We start from the raw sequence: 23,005 nt of genomic DNA on the forward strand, positions 1-23,005 counted from the left end.
TGTCGCGAGGTGGCGTATATTACGCTTTCCTCTTTCAGAGTCAACCCGTTATTTCAGGATTTTTTCTCTTCAACCGACCGGGTTGTCTGTGAAGTGATTCACATCTGCCGTGTCGATGGAGGCGCATTATAGGGAGTTCCCGAGCGACCGCAACAGAAAAGTTGCAAAAAAATGACTGACTGCTGTATTCCCCAGCAAAACCCCGCCTTATACCCTTTTACGCACAGAGTTATCCACAATCCATTGACGATCCCGGTGCGATCCCGCTAATTGAACACTATACTAGCGGCAAATATTCCTCTCGCAGACCAACCTGATGACGACACAACGACTTCAACGTGACTGGCGTATCCCAACCGCCGGGCTCGCCGTGCTGGTGTTACTTATGGCAGGTTTCGCACTGCATACGCACTGGAATGCTTTTATTCAGTGGTGCCTCGCCGCTCAGATCACCCTGCACCGTTATCTGGTGATGTATTTGCTGCAACTTAATAATCATCAGTACAGCGGTGGGCTGTGGTTGTTAACCGGTGCGTTTCTTTATGGTGTACTCCATGCCGTTGGACCAGGACACGGCAAATTTATCGTCGCCACGTATCTCAGCACCAATAAAGAGAGCCAGCTCGCGGCGCGCGTCGTACCGTTTATCGGTAGCCTGATGCAGGGCGTCAGCGCGATCCTCTTTGTGTTTATCCTGGCGGTTGGATTGAACCTCGCGTCAGGGGATATCAGTACCAGCCGTTGGTACGTCGAGAAAATCAGCGCCTTACTGATTGCCGCCTTCGGTGCGTTTATCATTTATCAGGCGCTCAGCAGCCTGCGTCCGCGCAAAATGGCGATTAGCGCCATCAAGCCGCATCATCAGCATAATGAACACTGTGGCTGCGGCCATCACGGCGTAGGGGTGGATCTGGCTAAAAGCGACTGGAAAACCCGTCTGGGCGTGGTGCTGGCCATTGGCGCACGCCCGTGCAGCGGAGCAATTATGATCCTGATGTTCTCGAATGCGCTCGGCATTATTAGCTGGGGAATTACTGCTGTGATGACAATGTCGCTGGGCACGGCGCTGTCGATTATGGGGCTGTCGCTGGCAGTACGTTACGCGCGTGAACGCACAGTAGCCTGGTTTAGTGGCGGCACTTCCCTGAACTGGGTAATGCCGATGGTCAAAATAGCCGGAGGAGTTGTTCTGATACTGTTCGCAACTATCCTCTTCCTGACGGTGATCCCCGTCAGCGCCAGCGGCGACTATATCGCCGCAGGATGCTAATAAAAGAAAACCCGCCAGCGGCGGGTTTTTTATCACTCGTTAATTCGCGGATGCTGGTCAACCAGGCGAGAACGTTTTTTCTGAAGCTCTTCAATCTCTGCGTCAATATCTTCAATCTTCTGCTCTACGTTATCGTAGTGCTCGCGCAGGATCTCCTTCGCTTCCTGAATATCGGACGCCGCAGGCGTTGCCCCTTTCAGTGGACGGTTCGCCGTCTCCTTCATAGTAATACCGGTAATCAGGCCAATCACCGCAATAACCATCAGATAGTAAGCAGGCATCATCAGGTTCTGCGTGCTCTCCACCAGTGAAGCAGCAAGCGTCGGCGTCAGGCCCGCAATCAGAACGGAGATATTAAAGGCTGCCGCCAGCGCACTGTAGCGAATATGCGTCGGGAACATTGCCGGTAGCGTAGAAGCCATCACCCCGATAAAGCAGTTGAGGATCACCGCCAGCATCAGCAGACCGGCGAAAATCAGCCCCAGCACATTGCTGTTAATCAGAATAAAGGCCGGGATTGCCAGCGCGAACAGTGCGACGCTACCGAGAATAATGAATGGCTTACGGCCAAAGCGGTCGCTCAGCAGGCCCATAATCGGCTGCACGAACAGCATGCCTACCATGATGGCGATAATAATCAGCACACCGTGGTCTTCCGAGTAGTGCAGGTTATGCGACAGATAGCTCGGCATGTATGTCAGCAGCATGTAATAGGTCACGTTGGTGGAAATCACCAGACCGATACAGGTCAGCAGGCTGCGCCAGTGTTTGGTCGCAATCTCCTTGAACGACACTTTCGGGCCATCCTGCAACCCTTCACGGTCGCCCTGTTCCAGCTTTTCAACGTGCTGCTGGAACGCAGGCGTCTCTTCCAGGGCGTGACGCAGGTAAAGACCGATGATGCCAAGCGGCAGCGCCAGGAAGAACGGAATACGCCAGCCCCAGTCGAGGAAGTTCTCTTCACCCACTACGGTTGAAATCAGAACCACAACTCCCGCGCCCATGACAAACCCGGCAATCGAACCAAAGTCGAGCCAGCTGCCCATAAAGCCGCGTTTTCGATCCGGAGAATACTCAGCGACAAAAATCGATGCACCGGTATATTCGCCGCCAACGGAGAAGCCCTGCGCCATCTTACAGATCAACAGCAGGATCGGTGCCCATATACCAATGGTCGCATAGGACGGAATAAGGCCGATACAGAATGTACTTATCGACATGATGACAATAGTAATAGCCAGGATCTTCTGGCGACCATATTTATCACCCAGCATGCCGAAGAACAGGCCACCGAGAGGGCGAATAAGGAAGGGAACAGAGAACGTACCCAGCGCGGCAATCATCTGCAAGCTGGGATCGGCACCGGGGAAGAACACTTTACCAAGCGCATAGGCAACAAAGCCGTAGACACCAAAATCGAACCACTCCATCGCATTACCGAGCGAGGCCGCCGTAATCGCTTTGCGCAGTTTCGCGTCATCAATAATGGTGACATCGCGCAGCGTGATGGGTTTTACTTTTTTCCTTCTAAGCATAGCTTTCCTCGTAGACTCAGCCCCGTCCGTTTCACAGCGCATTTGCAAGCTGTGAACCAGAGATCCGCTCCATGCGAATCTCCTTATTCAAGCGTAGCAGGTTTACTTACATTGACGTTTTACCTCAATACAACCGAACCTGTTGACGCCTGTCTGGGCAGTTAAAGACCTTTTTACCCTACCAGCGTTTATATATGTGATCAACTTCACATATATTTTTCCGGTTCGTAAGTTGGCTTCAGGTTTTGTCAATTCACGATAAATAAGGTCATTCTCACCCCCTTTATCAAGCACATCTTAACACCCGTTATTATTCCTCTTAAAACAAAAAACAATCACATTTCTTCACATCGAATTTACACAAAATTTAATTATTAACAGCGGGCATTCCTGTTTACATTCAATATGTGACGCAGATAACTAAAACAGTGTTTTATTTTCATTGAATCGCAATTCCAAAGATCGCATGATAAACCCGAACACAATATCCCAGCGGCTTTCAAATGAAGGAATGCTAAGCACCTGAATTTCGCTTTACAGCATAAGTAACGAATCGATTGGTCTTCAAAAAAGGCAATCATTTGAATTTGTTGATCTATTTTTTGAGATTTCCGCCAGCCACGCGGGCGAGATGTGAGGGTTAATGATGAAGATTAAAGCAACAATAGAACGCATCCCGGGCGGGATGATGCTGGTCCCGCTGGTACTTGGCGCGATATTAAATACGCTGGCCCCGAATACCGGTGCTTATTTTGGCGGTTTTACAAAAGGTATGATCACCGGAACGGTACCGATTCTGGCAGTCTGGTTCTTTTGCATCGGCGCATCTATTAATTTACGTGCAACTGGTACGGTATTACGTAAATCAGGGACGCTGGTCATTACTAAAATTGCGGTCGCCTGGGTCGTTGCCATGATCTGCGCGATGTTCATTCCGGAGAATGGCATACAGACCGGATTCTTCGCCGGATTATCCGTTCTGGCCATTGTTTCAGCAATGGATATGACCAACGGCGGTCTCTATGCCAGCCTGATGAATCAATATGGCACCAAAGAAGAATCAGGCGCGTTCGTGCTGATGTCCCTGGAGTCGGGTCCGCTGATGACCATGCTGATTCTGGGTTCTGCCGGCCTTGCCTCCTTTGAACCCCACCATTTTGTCGGGGCGATCCTGCCGTTCCTGATTGGTTTTGCGCTAGGCAACCTCGATCACGATCTGCGCGATTTCTTCAGCAAAGCCACCCCGGTACTGATCCCGTTCTTCGGCTTCGCGTTGGGCAATACCATCAATCTGAACGTGATTCTGGAAACCGGCCTGCTGGGTATTGTGCTGGGTGTTGCCGTCATCGTCATCACGGGTATTCCGCTAATTATTGCAGACCGCGTCATCGGGGGCGGTAACGGAACCGCAGGTGTGGCCGCCTCGTCGGCCGCAGGCGCTGCGGTAGCTAACCCGGTGATTATCGCCCAGATTAACCCGGCCTTTGAACCGGTGGCGGCTTCCGCCACGGCCCTGGTTGCCGCCAGCGTGATTGTGACGGCGATTCTGGTCCCGATCATCACGGCGCTATACGCCAGACGTTTTGGACAGGTTCCGGAGACCCAGGCAGAGCCGAAAGCGGTAGAAATGCACCACTAAGTCGTTCGCCCCCTCCTTAAAAAGAGGGGGCAATCACGCACTAAATATCTCTTCCACCATGCCATCCACCAGCCGTTTTGCCGAACAGAGTCTCGGCATACCCAGCGCGACCGTTTGCCAGCTCTGCGTCACTGACCAGCTCACCGGATGTTTATCCGCCTGACACCAGTCCCCCAGCCAGCCAAGCATATCTTTATAATCCATCAGACCAGGAGAAGCGGGCGTCGTCAGCCACTGATGGTAAAAATGCCGGGTGGTGGGAGAAGCATTAATCCCCTGTGCCAGATAGTTTGCGGCCATGCTGCGCAGGTTATCTTTCAGCATGGCCGCCACATCACTATTCGCCAGACGACAGGCATCGCCAAACGCGCCCCAGCGCAACTCTTCCAGCACGATAAAGCAGCGGCCAGCCAGCGACCAGCCGTCATACTGCCCGGCTCGCCAGCGGGTAAAAATTTGCTCGCTGTGCTCACCCGCCTGAACCGTAAGGCCGCGCTGCGCGAGCGCTTTCTCTTTATAAGCGGCACGCTGGTTGAAATGTGCGGAGAGCGCCTCGTACTGTTGCAACAATCCGGAAGGTTGAGGGAGGCGTGGATTAACCTGCTGGCGCAGGGCTACCAGCTTGTCGGACATGCGGGTCAGCGCCAGGTGTCCGGGGTCGAGCATACCGGCCAGTTTCTCCGCCAGACCCAGCCGCAGTGCTGCATTTTCGTTGAGCATTCCCGCCATTGCCCATGGCCGCAACCGGGTCTGCGTAACGATCTCCTGCGTCAAACGCTCACGAAATTGCAGTTGCTGTGGCCCCAGGAGGGTGTGACGAGCAGCATCCGCCCCCTGGACCAAATCGACCATAAATTTTGGATGAATACACTCCAGCGTCCGCCCGGGACCGTCCAGTAGCTGTGTTGTCATGGTTGCTCTGCCGCGAATAAGGTTTGAATATCATCGCGTAACAGTCGGGTATCTTCCTGAATCCACGCCGCTGTGGTCATACTTTGCTTCAACAACTGGCTAAGCGCCCGGGTTGAATGCTCATTCTGCTGCCGCACGGCAAGGCTATCACGCAAGCTTTCCTGTAACCCGGTCAGGCACAACGAAAACTCTGCAAAGAACGTTGCCATACCTGCCGTAACAGAGACATCGACCTGCGCGGCCAAAGCTTTACGAATTTGATCGCAAAACTGATCGGTATGCTGCGTAAATTTGCCATGAAGCTGAGCGATATCGATGACATATCGGGTGCGCGTCTCCACATACGCTTCCCAGCCCCAGCCGGGATGATTGAGCCAGCGCGAGACGGTATTACGTACGCTGCCCGCCCCTGCGGGCTGACTGGCGGGAGGGGTGTCCTGCACAATGGCATCATTAAATAAGCCGCGCGTATTGAAGTTAAGCTGGTTTGCCTGAAACGCCGGAAAGCTAATCCGCGCCCGAAAGCCGGCATGACTGAGCTGTTCCTTAATTTGCATCTCGATGGGGCGCATCGCCTCATTCAACGATCGGGCGAGCGTAGACTCCAGCTGATCGAAGCGTAACGCCAGCTCCCGGCTAATTCTGCTCTGCGCATTCAGCAAAATCTGCTCGCATGACGATCGGATCTTGCTCAGGACAATCTGTGCCTGCCCTTCATCGTCAAGCACCAGCTGCTGGTGCTCATCCGTGTCGTCTGTACGCATGCTGGATGGCTCGCGCCCGGCTAAATCAAGAATTAACGGGCGGCTAAACATGTCGTCCAGCGCCTGGTGAAGTTCACCTTTCTGACTAAGCAGAAATGTATCCGCTGCGTTGAGCGCCTCTTCAACTTCATGCTGGACCTCATCGCTCACTACGCTCTGCCGCTGACGCAGCATCGCCATGTCCTCTTCCAGGCGCTTAATATTCCGCTCCAGCTCATCAAAGGCGACCGTCAGTCCCTGATGGCGAAAATCCAGGTATTCTCTGGCATTTTGCGCATAGTTCAGCAGCTTATGCGATGCCGACCGCAGGGCGAACAGCGAGGCGTTGGCGTAAGCCGCGTAAATCAGCTTGCGGATGGGCTGTTCGAACAGCGAATCCTCCCACAGCAGATCCGCCGCATGGCGAATATGGTCACTATCGTCGAGATCGGCCGTACGCCAGCGGCGGCCCAGCGCGGCCTCGGCAAAATCCTGTACCCAACGCTGATCCTGATGATCGGGAAGCCGCCCATGGGTGTTCATCTCATAGCGGGCGCGGTTTGCCAGGTAGGCCCACATGGAAGAGACCGGATAAATTTGTCCCGGAGAAATATTCCCTTTCATCAGCGTGCCGGAAATCATCGCCCGTACCTGCTCTTCATCGTCGCTGTTACGATCTTTCTGATCGAATTTATTGACCAGGGCGTAAAGCGGCACGGATTTCCCCGCCGCCGAAATTGCCTGACGAACCTCGGCGTCGGAAATAGATTTAAGCTGGGTATAGTCCATCACCGCCAGCACGGCGGAGGCGCGCGCCAGCTGCTCGCTGAGCATTTTTTGCAGGTGCGGCTGTCCGGCCTCGTTCGGCCCCGGCGTGTCGAGCAGCGTCAGTTGCCCCAGGTGCGCATCCAGACCGGCGAGGTGCACAAATTCCACCTCAATCACCGGAATATGTTCAATCGCGGCGTACTCAGAAAAAGGAAACTCCACGCCCAGCGCCTGAGAAAGCCGCACCAGATCGTTCAGGCTTTTAAGACAATGAAAGATGGGCTCCGCGCCCAGGTGATGTTTTCCGAACGCCTCACCTCTTTCGATGCGCTCCAGCAGCGTATTCATGTCCTTGTCGATTTCCAGACGCCGCGCCAGCTTGCCGCGATCTTTATCGCACAATTTCGTCTGCAACTGGGAAATCAGGGTATCAATGGGCGCAACGTGCAAAAAATGCAGCACCGGCTCCTTCTGGCCCGGCGTATGGCGGATCAGCGTGGGCAGCGCCGTCATCGGACGATTGCGGTTCGGCAGCACTTCCGTGCCCACAATCGCATTAATGGTGGTCGATTTTCCCGCTTTCATGGTACCCACAATCGCCAGCACCATTTCGAGGCGGGTTATTTTGCGTAATTCGTTATTCAGCAACGCCTGCTGAGCGTCGACACCCCGCGCGCTAAAATGTAATGGCAAAACGTTGTTATTAACGCCGCTCATGGCAGCGGCTGTGCTATCCAGCTTTGCAATCGGCATTGATTTTAATGAATCAAGATTGTTCAGAGCCAGCTGTAACAAACGTTCGGCTTCCTGGCTTAATTCAAATATGGTCTGTGTGTGCATGATAAAAGCCTTCCCTTAACGCAAATTTATTACTTTTATTAAGCCACGTTTTTTTAATTATACTGTTCAGGCTTATATGATCATGTATGGAAAACATGTTCATTTAATACAAGTAACTGAAGATAATGAGAATTTAAATCTCACCCTTCTAATACGTGTAAAACATCCCTCTGGTCAGAAGACCAAAAGTAAATAGACAAAACGCATTTTCAGGAAACATCAGGAGATATCATCGTTATTTACCCACCAAAAAAGAGAGGTATTCCCTGACACCAAAAGATGTATAGCATCAGAAAGGATAGATAAATAACGGCTTGTTCCTTCACCTTATCCGAAATGGCACAGCGTAGCAATTTGCTGTAATAAAATATTCGATATATTTATCATCATAACGATCACTGCCGTGCAGGGCATAAGCTTCCCTTAATTCACTGACAGTTCGTGTCATCTTTTACGCATTTTTGCGCTATTTTTCTAAAACAATATCACCGACAAAAGTGGGGATTTGCGTTATACTCGCTGCCTTTTTCGGCACACTGCCGTCATTTAGCTGGCGTTTTCCAGCGTGTTAACACTTTTGAGGATACCAACATGCAACTTCCACACTGCCCGAAATGCAATTCTGAATACACCTATGAAGACAATGGCATGTTCGTTTGCCCGGAATGCGCCCATGAATGGAACGATGCGGAGCCTGCGCAGGACAGCGATACGCTGATTGTGAAAGACGCGAACGGCAACCTGCTGTCAGACGGCGACAGCGTTACCGTTGTGAAAGATCTGAAGGTAAAAGGCAGTTCTTCCATGCTGAAGATTGGTACCAAAGTGAAAAACATCCGTCTTGTTGAAGGCGATCATAATATCGATTGCAAAATTGACGGCTTCGGTCCGATGAAACTGAAATCTGAGTTCGTGAAAAAGAACTGATTGACCCGCCCGGTGACGCTTCGCTTACCGGGCGTTCGGGAACTACACTTAACGGGCTTTTCTTACGTGAGGTAAAGATTATGCCGTTAAGTCCCTACATCTCTTTCGCCGGCAACTGTGCGGAGGCCACCGCCTTCTATCAGCAGGCCGTCGGCGCAGAACTCCTCTACAAAATCACCTTCGGCGAAATGCCTAAAGACGAAAACAGCGAAGAAGGCTGTCCGTCCGGCATGAACTTCCCGGATACCGCCATCGCCCACTCTAACGTCCGCATCGCGGGCAGCGACATTATGATGAGCGACGGGATACCGCCTGGCAGCAGCGCGCAATACGCGGGTTTCACACTGGTGCTCGACACCCAGGATGTGTCGGAAGGCAAGCGCTGGTTCGACAACCTCGCCGATGGCGGCAATATTGAAATGGCCTGGCAGGAGACCTTCTGGGCGCACGGATTCGGCACTGTAACCGACAAATACGGCGTGCCGTGGATGATTAACGTCGTTAAATCGTAGGCTGGATAAGCGCAGCGCATCCGGCAACAGCGTCCGGTGGCGCTGCGCTGACCGGGCCTACGGTGATTGTCATCAAATCCCCCTCAACTCTTCAAACTCCCGCAACCAACACTTAACCTGAATGTCATATTGATGCGCCAGCATGAGGCCACATTTATCGTGAGGCCCAGCACATGCAAACTGTCATTCGCGTCGAGAAACTGAGCAAAACCTTCCATCACAACAAGGCGCTGCATGCCGTTGATCTGACCGTCCAGCAGGGCGAAATGGTGGCGCTGCTGGGGCCATCCGGTTCAGGAAAATCCACCCTTCTTCGTCACTTAAGCGGCCTCATTACCTGTGACAAAACGCCGGAAAGTCGCGTCGAGCTGCTGGGTAACACCGTGCAACATGCGGGGCGTCTGGCGAGCGATATTCGCAAAAGCCGCGCGCAGACGGGCTATATCTTTCAGCAGTTCAACCTGGTGAACCGCCTGACGGTGCTCGAGAACGTGCTGATTGGCGCGCTCGGCAGCACCCCGTTCTGGCGCACCTGCCTGCGCTGGTTCTCCCCTTCCCAGAAACAAGAAGCCTTACAGGCGCTGACCCGCGTCGGCATGGCGCATTTTGCCCACCAGCGCGTCTCAACGCTCTCCGGCGGACAGCAGCAGCGCGTCGCCATCGCCCGCGCCCTGATGCAGAAAGCCAAAATCATTCTGGCCGATGAGCCTATCGCCTCGCTGGATCCGGAATCGGCCCGCATCGTGATGGAAACCCTGCGCGACATCAACCAGAACGACGGCATCACCGTGGTGGTGACGCTGCATCAGGTGGATTACGCCCTGCGCTACTGCGAGCGCATCGTCGCCCTGCGTCAGGGCCACGTGTTCTTCGATGGCGCCAGCCATCAGTTTGATAACGAACGTTTTGATCATCTCTACCGCAGCGTAAACCGCGTCGAAGAACGCGCGCAGGCTGCTTAACGCCCCGATAACGAGGAATGGAAATGAACTACAAAGCCGTTGCCGCGCTGGCCTTCACCAGCATGTTCAGCATCAGCACCCTGTTAAGCCCGGCCTGGGCAGAGGAACAGGAAAAAGCGTTGAACTTTGGCATCATTTCAACGGAATCACAGCAAAACCTGAAGCCGCAGTGGGAACCGTTCCTGAAAGATATGGAAACCAAACTGGGGATCAAAGTGAACGCCTTCTTCGCCCCGGACTACGCGGGCATTATCCAGGGAATGCGCTTCAACAAAGTCGACATCGCGTGGTACGGCAACCTCTCTGCCATGGAAGCGGTAGATCGCGCCAACGGCCAGGTCTTTGCCCAGACCGTTGCAGCAGACGGCTCCCCGGGCTACTGGAGCGTGCTGATCGTTAACAAAGACAGCCCGATCAACAACCTCAACGATATGCTCGCCAAACGCAAAGAGCTGACCTTTGGTAACGGCGACCCGAATTCTACGTCCGGCTTCCTCGTCCCGGGTTACTACGTCTTCGCGAAAAACAACATCTCCGCCAGCGACTTCAAGCGCACGGTCAACGCCAGCCACGAAACCAACGCCCTGGCCGTAGCAAACAAGCAGGTAGACGTTGCCACCAACAACACTGAAAACCTCGACAAGCTGAAGACCTCCGCGCCGGACAAGCTGAAAGCGCTGAAGGTGATCTGGAAATCGCCATTGATCCCGGGCGACCCGATTGTGTGGCGTAAAAACCTCTCCGAAAGCACCAAAGACAAGGTCTACGACTTCTTTATGAACTACGGCAAAACGCCGGAAGAGAAAGCAGTGCTGGCGCACCTGGGCTGGGCACCGTTCCGCGCGTCCAGCGATTTGCAGCTGGTGCCGATTCGCCAGCTGGCGCTGTTTAAACAGATGCAGGGCGTGAAGGACAACAAAGGTCTGAAGGAAGAAGAGAAGACCAGCAAAGTGTCGGAAATACAGGCGCAGCTGGACGATCTCGACCGCCTGACCGCCGCGCTCGGGGCGATGACCAGCGTGAATAAAGCGGTGCAGTAACTCAAGTCCCCTCTCCCTTGAGGGAGAGGGTTAGGGTGAGGGGGAAAGGCGCACGCTGATGCCCTCACCGCGGCCCTCTCCCACAGGGAGAGGGAGAACAGATTAAGGAGCCAACATGCAAACCATCACCCTCCCGCCGCCAAAGCGCAGCTGGTTCTCGCTCATAAGCTGGGCCGTTCTGCTGGCGGTGCTCGTTATCTCCTGGAAGGGCGCGGAGATGGATCCGCTGCTGCTCTTCAGGGACTCGGGCAACATGGCGACCTTCGCCGCCGACTTCTTCCCGCCGGACTTCAGCCAGTGGCAGGACTACCTCAGTGAAATGGCCACCACCCTGCAAATCGCCGTCTGGGGCACCGCCCTCGCCGTGATCCTCTCCATTCCGTTTGGCCTGATGAGCGCCGAAAACATCGTGCCGTGGTGGATCTACCAGCCGATGCGTCGCCTGATGGATGCCTGCCGCGCCATCAACGAAATGGTCTTTGCGATGCTGTTCGTGGTCGCCGTCGGCCTGGGTCCGTTCGCTGGCGTGATGGCGCTGTTCATCCACACCACCGGCGTACTCTCCAAGCTGCTCTCCGAAGCGGTTGAAGCCATCGAGCCCGGCCCGGTGGAAGGCATCCGCGCAACCGGCGCGAACAAAATCGAAGAGATCCTCTACGGCGTCCTGCCGCAGGTCATGCCGCTGCTCATCTCCTATTCGCTATACCGCTTCGAGTCCAACGTTCGCTCCGCCACCGTGGTCGGCATGGTGGGCGCAGGCGGTATTGGCGTCACCCTGTGGGAAGCGATTCGCGGTTTCCAGTTCCAGCAAACCTGCGCATTGATGGTGCTTATCATCGTCACCGTCAGCCTGCTGGATTTCCTCTCTCAACGCTTGCGTAAGCACTTCATCTGAGAAGCGAGGCTTTGATTGGTATGCACTTATCCAGACATCCGACCAGTTACCCTAGCCGCTGGCAAGAGATTGCGGCAAAGCTCGAAGTGGAGCTGCGCACGCACTATCGGTGCGGCGACTACCTGCCCGCCGAGCAGCAGCTTGCCGACCGCTACGAAGTGAATCGCCACACCCTGCGTCGCGCCATCGATCAGCTGGTGGAACGCGGCTGGGTCCAGCGTCGTCAGGGCGTCGGCGTGCTGGTGCTGATGCGTCCGTTTGACTACCCGCTCAATGCCCAGGCGCGTTTTAGCCAGAACCTGCTCGATCAGGGCAGCCACCCCACCAGCGAAAAGCTGCTGTCTGTCCTGCGCCCGGCCTCCCGCCACGTAGCGGACGCGCTGGGGATTCAGGAGGGCGACAACGTCGTTCACCTGCGCACGTTGCGCCGGGTGAACGGCGTGGCGGTCTGTCAGATCGACCACTACTTCGCGGACCTCTCCCTCTGGCCCGTGCTGCAACATTTCGCCAGCGGTTCCCTGCATGATTTTCTTCAGGAGGCGACGGGTATCGCGCTCAAACGCACCCAGACGCGCATCAGCGCCCGCCGCGCGCAGGCTAAAGAGAGCAAGGTGCTGGAGATCCCCAACATGGCCCCGCTGCTCTGCGTGCGCACCCTCAACCACCGTGACGGCGACGTCAACGCAACGGAATACTCCGTCAGCCTGACCCGCGCCGACATGATTGAATTTACCATGGAGCACTGAATGCACTTCGACACCTCCACTCGTCAGCGCTGGATGCGCGTGCTGGCCCACAGCCAGCCTGCTGCGCTGGCTGCCCGCATGAACGCGCTCGGCCTGACGCCGGACTACGACACGATCCGCGCGCCAGAGATCGGCCTGGTGCAGATCCAGGCACGCATGGGCGGCACCGGCGAGCGCTTCTTCGCCGGCGATGCCACCCTCACCCGCGCGGTGATCCGCCTGAGCAGCGGCACGCTGGGCTACGGCTACGTACTTGGGCGCGACAAAACACACGCCGAGCGCTGCGCCGTGATCGACGCGCTTTTACAGGAACAGCCGCATTTTCAGACCTTAATGGAAACCCTTATTGCCCCGCTGGAAGCTGACCGCGCCGCACGCCTTGCCGCGCGTCAGGCCGAAGTGAATACCAGCCGGGTCGACTTCTTTACGCTCGTTCGCGGAGACAACGCATGACGCTTCAACCTGCCTTTACCCTGGCCGTCCAGGATGCCCAACAGAGTTTCCGTCGCCTGCTGAAAGCCATGAGCGAGCCCGGCGTGATCGTCTCGCTGCACCAGCTTTCGCAGGGCTGGCTGCCGCTGAATCTCGCCTCTACCAGCGTGCTGCTGACGCTGGCGGACAACGACACGCCGGTATGGCTGTCAGGGGCATTGCTGAACGATATCGCCAGCCAGAACCTGCGCTTTCATACCAACGCGCCGCTGGTCGAGCAGCCCCAGCAGGCGGTCTTCGCCGTGGCAGACGAGCAAATCAGCCACGAGCAGCTTAACGCCCTGAGCGAAGGCAGCGCCGTCGCACCGGAAACCAGCGCCACGCTGATCCTGCAAGTCTCCAGCCTGAGCGGTGGTCGCATGCTTCGCCTGACGGGTGCAGGCATCGCCGACGAGCGGATGGTCGCCCCCCAGCTGCCGGAGTGCATCATCCATGAGCTGACCGAGCGTCCGCATCCGTTCCCGCTCGGCATTGACCTGCTCCTGACCTGCGGCGAGCGCCTGCTGGCGATCCCGCGAACTACCCACGTGGAGGTGTGCTGATGTACGTTGCCGTCAAAGGGGGCGAGAAGGCGATCGCCGCCGCCCATGCCTTGCAGGCGCACAGACGCCGGGGGGATGACGCTCTTCCCGAGCTGAGCGTCGCCCAGATTGAACAGCAGTTAAATTTGGCCGTCGACCGCGTGATGACCGAAGGCGGCATCGCGGACCGTGAGCTGGCGGCGCTGGCGCTGAAACAGGCCAGCGGCGATAACGTGGAAGCCATCTTCCTGCTGCGCGCTTACCGCACTACGCTGGCGAAGCTGGCGGTGAGCGAGCCGGTAAATACGGCGGAAATGCGTTTAGAGCGCCGTATTTCTGCGGTGTATAAAGATATTCCTGGCGGCCAGCTGCTTGGCCCCACCTACGACTACACCCATCGTCTGATGGACTTCGCTCTGCTGGCAAACGGTGAAACACCGCAGCTCAGCGCCTCTGATGCTGAACAAGACGCCTCCCCGCACGTCTTTAGCCTGCTGGCAAACCAGGGGCTGGCGAAGGCGGAAGAAGACACCGGCAGCACACCGGATGACATCACCCGCACGCCGCCGGTCTATCCCTGTTCGCGCTCGTCCCGTCTGCAACAGCTGATGCGCGGCGACGAAGGGTATCTGCTGGCGCTGGCCTACTCCACGCAGCGCGGCTACGGGCGCAACCACCCGTTCGCGGCAGAGATCCGCAGCGGCTATCTCGATGTCGAAATTGTGCCAGAAGAGCTGGGGTTTGCGGTGAACATCGGCGAACTGCTGATGACCGAGTGCGAAATGGTCAACGGTTTTGTCGCGCCAGAAAATGAAGATCCACACTTTACCCGCGGCTACGGGCTGGTGTATGGCCTGAGCGAGCGCAAGGCGATGGCGATGGCGCTGGTTGACCGTGCGCTCCAGGCGCCGGACTACGGCGAGCATATTGCAGGCCCGGCACAGGACGAAGAGTTCGTGCTGGCCCACGCGGATAACGTTGAGGCCGCGGGCTTTGTCTCGCACCTCAAGCTGCCGCACTACGTCGATTTCCAGGCCGAACTGGAACTGCTGAAACGCCTGCAACGGGAGCGCGCCAATGGCTAACTTAAGCGGCTACAACTTTGCCTATCTGGACGAGCAAACTAAACGCATGATCCGCCGCGCCATCCTTAAGGCTGTGGCGATCCCCGGCTACCAGGTGCCGTTCGGCGGCCGCGAAATGCCGATGCCCTACGGCTGGGGCACCGGCGGTATTCAAATCACCGCCAGCGTGATTGGCGAAGCGGACGTGCTGAAGGTCATCGACCAGGGGGCAGACGACACCACCAACGCCGTGTCGATCCGCAACTTCTTCAGGCGCGTAACGGGCGTCAACACCACTGAAAAAACCGAAGACGCGACGCTGATCCAGACCCGTCACCGCATTCCGGAAACCCCGCTGACGGAAGATCAGATTTTGATTTTCCAGGTGCCGATCCCGGAGCCGCTGCGCTTTATCGAGCCGCGGGAAACCGAAACCCGCACCATGCACGCCCTGGAAGAGTACGGGATCATGCAGGTCAAACTGTATGAGGACATCGCCCGCTTCGGCCATATCGCCACCACCTACGCCTACCCGGTGAAGGTGAACGGCCGCTACGTGATGGACCCGTCGCCGATCCCGAAATTCGATAACCCGAAGATGGACATGATGCCCGCCCTGCAACTTTTTGGTGCCGGACGTGAAAAACGCATCTACGCCGTACCGCCGTTTACCCGCGTAGAGAGCCTGGATTTCGACGATCACCCGTTTACGGTGCAGGAGTGGGACGAGCCGTGCGCCATCTGCGGATCCAAACACAGCTATCTGGATGAAGTGGTGCTGGACGACACGGGCAAACGGATGTTTGTCTGCTCCGACACCGATTACTGCCGCCAACAGAGCGAGGCGAACAGCCAATGAAACCGCTGCTTTCGGTTAACAACCTGACTCACCTTTATGCGCCGGGCAAAGGCTTTAGCGACGTGTCGTTTGAGCTGTGGCCGGGCGAAGTGCTGGGCATTGTCGGCGAGTCCGGCTCCGGTAAAACCACCCTGCTGAAGTCCATCTCCGCGCGCCTGACGCCGCAGAATGGCGACATTTTGTATGAGGGCGCATCGCTGTACGGCATGAGCGAAGCCGAGCGCCGCCGCCTGCTGCGCACCGAGTGGGGCGTGGTGCATCAGCACCCGATGGACGGCCTGCGCCGTCAGGTGTCAGCGGGGGGCAACATCGGTGAACGGCTGATGGCCACCGGCGCACGCCACTACGGCAATATCCGCGCCACGGCGCAGCACTGGCTGGAGGAAGTTGAAATCCCCGCCTCGCGCATCGACGACCTGCCGACCACCTTCTCCGGCGGCATGCAGCAGCGTTTACAGATTGCCCGCAATCTCGTCACCCATCCGAAGCTGGTGTTTATGGACGAACCGACCGGCGGGCTGGACGTATCCGTGCAGGCTCGCCTGCTCGACCTGCTGCGCGGCCTGGTGGTGGAGCTGAACCTGGCGGTGGTGATTGTCACCCATGATTTAGGCGTTGCGCGCCTGCTGGCGGACCGCTTGCTGGTGATGAAGCAAGGTCAGGTGGTGGAAAGTGGGTTAACCGACCGGGTGCTCGACGATCCGCATCATCCGTATACCCAGCTGCTGGTGTCGTCGGTGTTGCAGAACTGAGGGCGCTGTTGCCGGGTGGCGCTGCGCTTACCCGGCCTACGAACAGCGCACCTGTAGGCCGGGTAAGGCGAAGCCACCACCCGGCAAAACGAACACCGCACCCGTAGGCCGGGTAAGGCGAAGCCGCCACCTGGCAAAACGAACACCGCACCCGTAGGCCGGGTAAGGCGAAGCCGCCACCCGGCAAAACGAATCGCGAGGCAAAAATGATCCACGTTGAAAATGTCAGTAAAACCTTCGTGCTCCACCAGCAAAACGGCGTCCGCCTGCCGGTACTGCAAAATGCCTCGTTAGAGGTCAGCAATGGCGAATGCGTGGTGCTGCATGGCCATTCCGGCAGCGGAAAATCCACCCTGCTGCGCTCCCTGTATGCCAACTACCTGCCGGACGAAGGCCATATTCATATCCGCCATAACAATGAATGGGTCGATCTGGTCCAGGCTCCCGCGCGCAAGGTGCTGGAAGTACGCCGCTCGACGATCGGCTGGGTCAGCCAGTTCCTGCGGGTGATCCCGCGGATCTCTGCCCTGGACGTGGTCATGCAGCCCCTGCTGGATCTCGGCGTGCCGCGCGAAACCTGCGCCGCTAAAGCCGCCAGCCTGCTGACGCGTCTCAACGTACCGGAGCGTCTGTGGCACCTCGCCCCGTCGACCTTTTCCGGCGGCGAACAGCAGCGCGTGAACATCGCCCGCGGCTTTATCGTCGATTACCCGATTTTACTCCTGGATGAACCCACCGCCTCGCTCGACAGTAAGAACAGCGCAGCGGTGATGGAACTGATCGAACAGGCCAAAGCGCGCGGCGCGGCGATCGTCGGGATCTTCCACGACGACGCCGTACGCCATCGCGTGGCGGACAGACTGCACCCGATGGGGACAAACGTATGATTATCAATAACGTCAGGCTGGTACTGGAAAATGAGGTCGTGAACGGCTCGGTTGAGGTCCGGGACGGTGTCATCCGCGCGTTTGCTGAAACCCAGAGCCGCTCACCGGACGCGATGGATGGCGAAGGCGGCTGGCTGCTGCCGGGGCTGATTGAGCTGCATACCGATAATCTTGATAAATTTTTCACGCCCCGCCCGAAGGTCGACTGGCCCGCGCATTCAGCGATGAGCAGCCACGACGCGCTGATGGTCGCCAGCGGCATCACCACGGTGCTGGACGCGGTGGCGATCGGCGACGTGCGCGACGGCGGCGATCGGCTGGAGAACCTGGAGAAGATGATCAACGCCGTGGAAGAGACGCAAAAGCGCGGCCTCAACCGCGCCGAGCACCGCCTGCACCTGCGCTGCGAGCTGCCGCACCACACCACCCTGCCGCTGTTTGAAAAGCTGGTGGGCCGCGAGCCGGTCTCGCTGGTTTCCCTGATGGATCACTCGCCGGGGCAGCGCCAGTTCGCCAACATTGAAAAGTATCGCGAATACTATCAGGGCAAATACGCGCTCAATGATGCCGAGATGGCGCGCTATGAAGAAGAGCAGCTCCAGCTTGCGGCGCGGTGGTCGCAGCCGAATCGTCTCTCCATTGCCGCGATGTGCCGTGACCGTAATATTGCCCTGGCCAGCCATGATGATGCCACGCACGACCATGTTCGCGAATCCCACCAGCTTGGGAGCGTGATCGCCGAATTTCCCACCACGTTCGAGGCGGCAGAGGCATCGCGTAAGCATGGCATGAACGTGCTAATGGGTGCGCCGAACATCGTGCGCGGCGGGTCGCACTCCGGAAACGTGGCGGCAAGCAAGCTCGCCTCCCTCGGCCTGCTGGATATCCTCTCATCTGACTATTACCCCGCCAGCCTGCTGGACGCGGCCTTCCGCGTCGCGGACGACGAAGGCAATAGCTTCACGCTGCCGCAGGCGATTCGCCTGGTGACGAAAAACCCGGCCTCGGCGCTTAATCTTCACGATCGCGGGGAAATCGCCGAGGGGAAACGGGCCGATCTGGTGCTGGCGCACCGTAAGGGCGAGCACATTCATATCGACCACGTCTGGCGTCAGGGAAAAAGGGTGTTCTGATGGGAAGACTCATCTGGTTAATGGGCCCGTCCGGCTCTGGGAAGGACAGCCTGCTGTCGGCGTTACGGCAGCGGGAACACTCACAGCTGCTGGTGGCGCACCGCTATATCACGCGCGATGCCAACGCCGGAAGCGAAAACCATATCGCCCTGAGCGAGCAGGAGTTTTTTACCCGCGCCGGACAAAACCTGCTGGCGCTAAGCTGGCATGCCAACGGTTACTACTATGGCGTCGGCATTGAGATCGACCTCTGGCTGCACGCGGGGTTCGACGTGCTGGTTAACGGCTCACGGGCGCATCTCCCGCAGGCTCGCGCCCGGTACGAAGCGGCGCTGCTCCCGGTCTGTTTGCAGGTTTCCCCGGAGGTTCTGCGTAGCCGGCTGCAAAAGCGGGGGCGCGAAAACGCACGCGAGATCGACCAGCGGCTGGAACGGGCGGCGCGCTACACCCCGTCGGGTTGCCATCTCCTCAATAACGACGGAAGTTTGCTACAGTCAGTCGAGACCTTTCTATCGCTTATTCGCCAGAAGGAGAAACAGCATGCCTGACTGCCAGCTTCGCCCCGCCACCGCCGACGATGCGCCGATCGTTTACGCGCTGATCTGCGAACTTAAGCAGGCCGAGTTCGATCATCAGGCGTTTCACGCCGGGTATCTGGCCAACTTGCAGGATCACAATATGCGCTACCAGCTGGCCGAGCTGGACGGGAAGATCATCGGGATGATCGGCCTGCACATGCAGTTTCACCTGCACCACGCCCGCTGGATCGGCGAGATCCAGGAGCTGGTGGTGATGCCGCAGGCGCGCGGATTGAAAGTGGGCAGCCAGTTGCTGGCCTGGGCAGAGGAGATCGCACGCCAGGCAGGCGCCGAGCTGACCGAGCTTTCCACCAGCGTGAAGCGCGTGGACGCGCACCGTTTTTATGTTCGTGAAGGGTATACGCAAAGCCATTTCCGCTTCACCAAACCGCTGTAGAGGTGCGTTATGAGTCTGACGATCACGCTGACAGGAACGGGAGGGGCGCAACTGGTGCCGGTGTTTGGCTGCGACTGCGCGGCGTGCCGACGGGCGCGTTTGCAGGAAAATTATCGCCGTCGCCCCTGCAGCGCGGCGGTGAAATTCAACGATGCGGTCACCTTGCTGGACGCGGGTATTCCACACCTGATGGACGACTGGCCCGCAGGGAGTTTCAGGCAGTTTTTGCTTACCCACTATCATATGGATCACGTTCAGGGGCTGTTTCCTCTGCGCTGGGGCGTGGGGGCGACCATTCCGGTTTACGGTCCGCCGGACGACGCAGGCTGTGACGACCTGTTCAAACATCCGGGCCTTCTCGATTTCAGCCACACGGTAGAGCCGTTTGTAACGTTTGAACTTCAGGGCTTGCGGGTCACGCCGCTGCCGCTCAACCATTCAAAACTCACATTTGGCTATCTGCTGGAGTCCGCCCACAGCCGCGTGGCGTGGCTTTCTGATACCGCCGGGCTACCGGATAAAACGGTGACGTTTCTGCTAAATAATCAGCCGCAGGCGATGATTATTGACTGTAGCCATGAACCGCGCCAGGAGACGCCGCGCAACCACTGTGATTTGAATACGGTGATTGCGCTGAACGAGGTGATTGGCTGTCCGCAGGTGATCCTGACGCATATCAGCCATCAGTTTGACGTCTGGATGATGGATAACCCGCTGCCGTCCGGCATTGAAGCGGGGTATGACGGGATGGTACTGGTGCTGGATTAGGTTTTGCCGGGTGGCGGCTGCGCCTTACCCGGCCTACGCGTTGCGATACCGGGGTTTACCACCGATCGTAATCATCCTCTAACCGGCGCTCATCCTCCTCTAACCGACGCCGGTCGTCATCCAGCTGCCGCTGACGCTCGTCTAAGCGCTGGCGTCGGTCTTCTAACTGCCGACGACGATCGTCGTACTGGCGGCTGTCGGTTTGACGGCTGCGATCGTAACGATCGTCGTCATCGTCATTACGGCTGCTGCCGGGGTTATAAGCGTCGTTGATCGCCTGCTGAATATTGCCAATAGCATCATCAATCACATCGGCATGCGCCAGTTGGCTGGTTAAAGTCAGCAGACCCAATAACAGAGCGGTAGAGTAACGTTTCATAAGGCCAGACTCGCAGGTGAACTGGCCTTAAAGTAATGACTGGCTGTTAGCGGGAGTAGCGGAGGAATCTCAAATTACCCTCACCTTGCGCAGCGCCTGCGCCAGCTGTGCGCGGGTGAACGGTTTTCGCAGTAACGGAACGTCCGGCAGCTGCGGGTTATGCGCCGGGCGCAAATCCTGCCCGCTGATCAGCAGAACCGGCAACTGCGGATAGTGGCTGCGTACATGGCCGATCACCTCCGCACCGCTCAGGCCGCCCGGCAACATCAGGTCGCTGATAAACATGCCGATATCCGGTGATGCGTCCAGCATGTTCAACGCCTGCTCGCCGTTTTCGGCTTCAAGTGTCAGGTAGCCAAGCTGGTGCAGTTGCTCGCACAGGGTCTGCCGCACGCCCGCCTCATCTTCCAGGACCAGCACAAGCAGCTCACTTTCTGCCGGGGCCGTGGTTGCCAGCACGACATCACCGGAGAACGCGGGCAGCGTCGAGCGCAGCAGCTGGAGCCGCACGGTGGTTCCCTGCCCCGGCGCGCTTTCGATCTCAACGCGACCACCCGACTGGCGCACAAAGCCGTACACCATCGACAGCCCTAGCCCGCTGCCGCTGCCGGTCTGTTTGGTGGTGAAGAACGGTTCAAAGACCTGCGATTTCACCTCCTGCGACATCCCGCAGCCGTGGTCAATCACCTCCAGCGCGACCATATCCTGCCTGCGCCCGTCGCTGCGGGTCACACGCTGGTTCCAGGTGCGGATTTTGATCACACCGTATTGCCCCTCCATTGCATCACGGGCGTTCATCACCAGGTTGATAATGGCGTTTTCCAGCTGGCTGACGTCAATCCATGCGGGCCAGGCCGGGGTTTGCGCTTCAATATCCAGCGTCAGCGTGGCGGGAAGCGAGTGCCGCATCAGCTCGCTCAGGTTCTCCAGCAGCGGCTTCATCTCTACCGCATGTGGATGCAGGGATTGCTTGCGCGAGAAGGCCAGCAGACGCTGGGTGAGCATGGCTCCGCGTTCCGCGGCTTTAAGCGCACGGGTGATGCGCGGCGCGTCCGGTGATGCCGAATCGGTCAGCTCCAGACTGCCGATAATCACCGCCAGCAGGTTATTAAAATCATGCGCCAGGCCACCCGTCAGTTGCCCGACCGCCTTCATTTTCTGGCTGTGCAGCAGCGCCTCCTCCAGCCCCTGACGTTCGATGCGGTCAACCTCCATCTGTGAGGTCTTCACCTTCAGCAGCCGCGTGGTGTGCTCCAGCGAAGCGGTATTGCGGGCGAAAACGTTAAACGCGCGCGCCAGTTCCCCCAGCTCATCACGCCGCTGTAGCGCGGGCACCGACACATCCTGCTCCCCGTGAGCGAGACGCGACATCGCCCTTGAGATAGCCGTCAGGTTGGAGCCCAGATTGCGGTAAATATACCAGCAGGCACAGCCGGTGATGATCAGCGCCAGCACCGCGAAGATGCTGATAAACACGCTGATGGATTGCAGCTCGTGATGGCTCTGGGCCGTGCGAAGCCGGGAAGCCTGCGCCACCTGTTCAACGTACTGATTAATGTCGCTGTTTAATATCGCCACCAGCGCCTTGATGTGGAACATGTACCAGCTGATGGACAGATCGCTCTCCTCCAGCTGCGTCGACAGTGGTGCGAGCTTGCGCAGCTCATCATTAAAATCCGGGAGCACCAGGTTGGCCACCGGTTGCAGGGCGCTCGCGGGTAACCCCGCGGTTACTGCATCCAGCTGCTGCACCGTGGCGCGCGGTGAAGGGGTATCAATGGCGGCAACGATCAGCCTGTCCATCTCTGCAAGCTGTCGGGCGTCTGGCACATTGCTCGCGTAACGGCGGTTGATATCCTGCAAATGACGCAGGTAGCTTTGGCTTTGATAGAGCGAGCTGAGCAGCGCGTTACGCTCCAGATGCCGCTTTTGCCCGCGCTCCAGCATTCCCGTCACGCTCTGCTGTAATTCATTACTCCTGCGAATAATTCGCGCCACCAGCGCCGGCTCCTGCTGCGCCAGCGGCGCATCGGCAAGTTGATCCAGCGAGTGGCGCAGCGCCATCTGCGTCTGTTTCAGCCGCTCGGCTTCGCCTTTGTACTCCAGCGCACCGACCACCTGCGACAGCCGCACCGCCGCCGTTGCCACATTTGCGGTATCACGGGCGAGGTTCATGCTGCCGGTCATGTCATCCAGCGTTTGCTGTTGGACCTGCTCCTGGATCTGGCTGGCGTGACGAAAGCCGAGCACCGCCACACCGCTGACCATCAGCGTGACGGCGACCACCAGCAGATTAAAAATCAGCAGGCGTCCGCGGGCGCTGGTGAAGAACGGGGGGCGTGAAGACATGGGTTTGGGCTCCTCTGCGGATTGGTGCCTTCACCCT

The 23,005-nt window shown here is 57.7% G+C and carries 23 protein-coding genes; 18 read left to right on the forward strand and 5 right to left on the reverse strand.

Annotation, left to right across the window (positions count from 1 at the left end; translation table 11 throughout):
- Positions 1 to 316: 316 nt before the first annotated feature.
- Positions 317 to 1,270 (forward strand): nickel/cobalt transporter, encoded by a 954-nt coding sequence (locus ACOT1A_RS22420; protein WP_105322928.1) that lies wholly within the window; start codon positions 317 to 319, stop codon positions 1,268 to 1,270.
- A 32-nt stretch (positions 1,271 to 1,302) separates the two neighbouring features.
- On the opposite strand, the gene proP is transcribed toward ACOT1A_RS22420, so the two are convergent.
- Complete coding sequence (gene proP, locus ACOT1A_RS22425; RefSeq protein WP_022646793.1) at positions 1,303 to 2,805, reverse strand: glycine betaine/L-proline transporter ProP; 1,503 nt, start codon at positions 2,803 to 2,805, stop codon at positions 1,303 to 1,305.
- Between the two features lie 646 nt (positions 2,806 to 3,451).
- Here proP and kdgT point away from each other — a divergent pair.
- Positions 3,452 to 4,444, forward strand: coding sequence for a 2-keto-3-deoxygluconate transporter (gene kdgT, locus ACOT1A_RS22430; protein WP_022646792.1), 993 nt, complete (start codon positions 3,452 to 3,454; stop codon positions 4,442 to 4,444).
- 33 nt (positions 4,445 to 4,477) lie between these two features.
- On the opposite strand, the gene ACOT1A_RS22435 is transcribed toward kdgT, so the two are convergent.
- Together ACOT1A_RS22435 and crfC are read right to left on the reverse strand one after the other, a co-directional pair.
- A complete protein-coding gene (locus ACOT1A_RS22435; RefSeq protein ID WP_022646791.1) occupies positions 4,478 to 5,356 on the reverse strand; it encodes a diguanylate cyclase regulator RdcB family protein in 879 nt (292 codons plus the stop codon).
- On the reverse strand, positions 5,353 to 7,707 hold the full coding sequence (gene crfC, locus ACOT1A_RS22440) for a clamp-binding protein CrfC (protein ID WP_023305280.1): 2,355 nt from the start codon (positions 7,705 to 7,707) through the stop codon (positions 5,353 to 5,355). Before crfC ends, ACOT1A_RS22435 begins: the two co-directional genes overlap by 4 nt.
- A 591-nt stretch (positions 7,708 to 8,298) precedes the next feature.
- On the opposite strand from crfC, the gene ACOT1A_RS22445 reads away from it, so the two are divergent.
- The 16 genes from ACOT1A_RS22445 (at position 8,299) to phnP (ending at position 20,240) form a co-directional block, all read left to right on the forward strand.
- Positions 8,299 to 8,634 carry a zinc ribbon domain-containing protein YjdM gene (locus tag ACOT1A_RS22445; RefSeq protein WP_022646789.1) on the forward strand — a complete coding sequence of 112 codons (336 nt, stop codon included), beginning with the start codon at positions 8,299 to 8,301 and terminating at the stop codon, positions 8,632 to 8,634.
- Positions 8,635 to 8,714: 80 nt separating this feature from the next.
- Complete coding sequence (yjdN, locus tag ACOT1A_RS22450) at positions 8,715 to 9,146, forward strand: VOC family metalloprotein YjdN (protein WP_022646788.1); 432 nt, start codon at positions 8,715 to 8,717, stop codon at positions 9,144 to 9,146.
- Positions 9,147 to 9,319: 173 nt separating this feature from the next.
- The gene (phnC, locus tag ACOT1A_RS22455; RefSeq protein WP_003860210.1) at positions 9,320 to 10,108 is read left to right on the forward strand and encodes a phosphonate ABC transporter ATP-binding protein; all 789 of its coding nucleotides are present in this window, start codon (positions 9,320 to 9,322) and stop codon (positions 10,106 to 10,108) included.
- Between the two features lie 23 nt (positions 10,109 to 10,131).
- A complete protein-coding gene (phnD, locus tag ACOT1A_RS22460; RefSeq protein ID WP_022646786.1) occupies positions 10,132 to 11,148 on the forward strand; it encodes a phosphonate ABC transporter substrate-binding protein in 1,017 nt (338 codons plus the stop codon).
- Positions 11,149 to 11,263: 115 nt separating this feature from the next.
- Positions 11,264 to 12,043 (forward strand): phosphonate ABC transporter, permease protein PhnE, encoded by a 780-nt coding sequence (gene phnE / locus ACOT1A_RS22465; RefSeq protein ID WP_022646785.1) that lies wholly within the window; start codon positions 11,264 to 11,266, stop codon positions 12,041 to 12,043.
- Between the two features lie 20 nt (positions 12,044 to 12,063).
- Complete coding sequence (phnF, locus tag ACOT1A_RS22470) at positions 12,064 to 12,789, forward strand: phosphonate metabolism transcriptional regulator PhnF (protein WP_276170414.1); 726 nt, start codon at positions 12,064 to 12,066, stop codon at positions 12,787 to 12,789.
- A complete protein-coding gene (gene phnG / locus ACOT1A_RS22475; RefSeq protein WP_023299115.1) occupies positions 12,790 to 13,242 on the forward strand; it encodes a phosphonate C-P lyase system protein PhnG in 453 nt (150 codons plus the stop codon).
- Positions 13,239 to 13,823 carry a phosphonate C-P lyase system protein PhnH gene (gene phnH, locus ACOT1A_RS22480; RefSeq protein ID WP_023305278.1) on the forward strand — a complete coding sequence of 195 codons (585 nt, stop codon included), beginning with the start codon at positions 13,239 to 13,241 and terminating at the stop codon, positions 13,821 to 13,823. The genes phnG and phnH overlap by 4 nt, the downstream gene beginning before the upstream one ends.
- On the forward strand, positions 13,823 to 14,887 hold the full coding sequence (locus ACOT1A_RS22485; protein WP_022646782.1) for a carbon-phosphorus lyase complex subunit PhnI: 1,065 nt from the start codon (positions 13,823 to 13,825) through the stop codon (positions 14,885 to 14,887). The genes phnH and ACOT1A_RS22485 overlap by 1 nt, the downstream gene beginning before the upstream one ends.
- Complete coding sequence (phnJ, locus tag ACOT1A_RS22490; RefSeq protein WP_023299113.1) at positions 14,880 to 15,725, forward strand: alpha-D-ribose 1-methylphosphonate 5-phosphate C-P-lyase PhnJ; 846 nt, start codon at positions 14,880 to 14,882, stop codon at positions 15,723 to 15,725. The genes ACOT1A_RS22485 and phnJ overlap by 8 nt, the downstream gene beginning before the upstream one ends.
- Positions 15,722 to 16,477 carry a phosphonate C-P lyase system protein PhnK gene (gene phnK / locus ACOT1A_RS22495; RefSeq protein ID WP_006177354.1) on the forward strand — a complete coding sequence of 252 codons (756 nt, stop codon included), beginning with the start codon at positions 15,722 to 15,724 and terminating at the stop codon, positions 16,475 to 16,477. The genes phnJ and phnK overlap by 4 nt, the downstream gene beginning before the upstream one ends.
- A gap of 206 nt (positions 16,478 to 16,683) precedes the next feature.
- A complete protein-coding gene (gene phnL, locus ACOT1A_RS22500) occupies positions 16,684 to 17,364 on the forward strand; it encodes a phosphonate C-P lyase system protein PhnL (RefSeq protein WP_022646780.1) in 681 nt (226 codons plus the stop codon).
- Positions 17,361 to 18,497: an alpha-D-ribose 1-methylphosphonate 5-triphosphate diphosphatase gene (gene phnM / locus ACOT1A_RS22505; RefSeq protein WP_038415093.1), complete on the forward strand. Its 1,137-nt coding sequence runs from the start codon at positions 17,361 to 17,363 to the stop codon at positions 18,495 to 18,497. Before phnL ends, phnM begins: the two co-directional genes overlap by 4 nt.
- Positions 18,494 to 19,045: a ribose 1,5-bisphosphokinase gene (gene phnN, locus ACOT1A_RS22510; RefSeq protein WP_032621424.1), complete on the forward strand. Its 552-nt coding sequence runs from the start codon at positions 18,494 to 18,496 to the stop codon at positions 19,043 to 19,045. Before phnM ends, phnN begins: the two co-directional genes overlap by 4 nt.
- The gene (gene phnO, locus ACOT1A_RS22515; RefSeq protein WP_022646777.1) at positions 19,038 to 19,472 is read left to right on the forward strand and encodes an aminoalkylphosphonate N-acetyltransferase; all 435 of its coding nucleotides are present in this window, start codon (positions 19,038 to 19,040) and stop codon (positions 19,470 to 19,472) included. Before phnN ends, phnO begins: the two co-directional genes overlap by 8 nt.
- Before the next feature lie 9 nt (positions 19,473 to 19,481).
- On the forward strand, positions 19,482 to 20,240 hold the full coding sequence (gene phnP / locus ACOT1A_RS22520) for a phosphonate metabolism protein PhnP (protein WP_023305273.1): 759 nt from the start codon (positions 19,482 to 19,484) through the stop codon (positions 20,238 to 20,240).
- Positions 20,241 to 20,295: 55 nt separating this feature from the next.
- Here phnP and yjdP read toward each other — a convergent pair whose 3' ends face one another.
- Positions 20,296 to 20,619 carry a DDRRRQL repeat protein YjdP gene (gene yjdP, locus ACOT1A_RS22525; protein WP_017382647.1) on the reverse strand — a complete coding sequence of 108 codons (324 nt, stop codon included), beginning with the start codon at positions 20,617 to 20,619 and terminating at the stop codon, positions 20,296 to 20,298.
- Between the two features lie 69 nt (positions 20,620 to 20,688).
- Positions 20,689 to 22,968 (reverse strand): ATP-binding protein, encoded by a 2,280-nt coding sequence (locus tag ACOT1A_RS22530; protein WP_058646406.1) that lies wholly within the window; start codon positions 22,966 to 22,968, stop codon positions 20,689 to 20,691.
- Between the last annotated feature and the right edge of the window lie 37 nt (positions 22,969 to 23,005).

The organism is Enterobacter cloacae complex sp. SYL003, assembly GCF_049236925.1.
In the GTDB taxonomy this organism is placed as follows: Bacteria; Pseudomonadota; Gammaproteobacteria; order Enterobacterales; family Enterobacteriaceae; genus Enterobacter; species Enterobacter intestinihominis.

Coding starts and splice junctions, on each gene's coding strand:
- ACOT1A_RS22420 (WP_105322928.1), top strand. CDS start 317: ATGACGACACAACGACTTCAACGTGACTGGCGTATCCCAACCGCCGGG.
- proP (WP_022646793.1), bottom strand. CDS start 2,805: ATGCTTAGAAGGAAAAAAGTAAAACCCATCACGCTGCGCGATGTCACC.
- kdgT (WP_022646792.1), top strand. CDS start 3,452: ATGAAGATTAAAGCAACAATAGAACGCATCCCGGGCGGGATGATGCTG.
- ACOT1A_RS22435 (WP_022646791.1), bottom strand. CDS start 5,356: ATGACAACACAGCTACTGGACGGTCCCGGGCGGACGCTGGAGTGTATT.
- crfC (WP_023305280.1), bottom strand. CDS start 7,707: ATGCACACACAGACCATATTTGAATTAAGCCAGGAAGCCGAACGTTTG.
- ACOT1A_RS22445 (WP_022646789.1), top strand. CDS start 8,299: ATGCAACTTCCACACTGCCCGAAATGCAATTCTGAATACACCTATGAA.
- yjdN (WP_022646788.1), top strand. CDS start 8,715: ATGCCGTTAAGTCCCTACATCTCTTTCGCCGGCAACTGTGCGGAGGCC.
- phnC (WP_003860210.1), top strand. CDS start 9,320: ATGCAAACTGTCATTCGCGTCGAGAAACTGAGCAAAACCTTCCATCAC.
- phnD (WP_022646786.1), top strand. CDS start 10,132: ATGAACTACAAAGCCGTTGCCGCGCTGGCCTTCACCAGCATGTTCAGC.
- phnE (WP_022646785.1), top strand. CDS start 11,264: ATGCAAACCATCACCCTCCCGCCGCCAAAGCGCAGCTGGTTCTCGCTC.
- phnF (WP_276170414.1), top strand. CDS start 12,064: ATGCACTTATCCAGACATCCGACCAGTTACCCTAGCCGCTGGCAAGAG.
- phnG (WP_023299115.1), top strand. CDS start 12,790: ATGCACTTCGACACCTCCACTCGTCAGCGCTGGATGCGCGTGCTGGCC.
- phnH (WP_023305278.1), top strand. CDS start 13,239: ATGACGCTTCAACCTGCCTTTACCCTGGCCGTCCAGGATGCCCAACAG.
- ACOT1A_RS22485 (WP_022646782.1), top strand. CDS start 13,823: ATGTACGTTGCCGTCAAAGGGGGCGAGAAGGCGATCGCCGCCGCCCAT.
- phnJ (WP_023299113.1), top strand. CDS start 14,880: ATGGCTAACTTAAGCGGCTACAACTTTGCCTATCTGGACGAGCAAACT.
- phnK (WP_006177354.1), top strand. CDS start 15,722: ATGAAACCGCTGCTTTCGGTTAACAACCTGACTCACCTTTATGCGCCG.
- phnL (WP_022646780.1), top strand. CDS start 16,684: ATGATCCACGTTGAAAATGTCAGTAAAACCTTCGTGCTCCACCAGCAA.
- phnM (WP_038415093.1), top strand. CDS start 17,361: ATGATTATCAATAACGTCAGGCTGGTACTGGAAAATGAGGTCGTGAAC.
- phnO (WP_022646777.1), top strand. CDS start 19,038: ATGCCTGACTGCCAGCTTCGCCCCGCCACCGCCGACGATGCGCCGATC.
- phnP (WP_023305273.1), top strand. CDS start 19,482: ATGAGTCTGACGATCACGCTGACAGGAACGGGAGGGGCGCAACTGGTG.
- yjdP (WP_017382647.1), bottom strand. CDS start 20,619: ATGAAACGTTACTCTACCGCTCTGTTATTGGGTCTGCTGACTTTAACC.
- ACOT1A_RS22530 (WP_058646406.1), bottom strand. CDS start 22,968: ATGTCTTCACGCCCCCCGTTCTTCACCAGCGCCCGCGGACGCCTGCTG.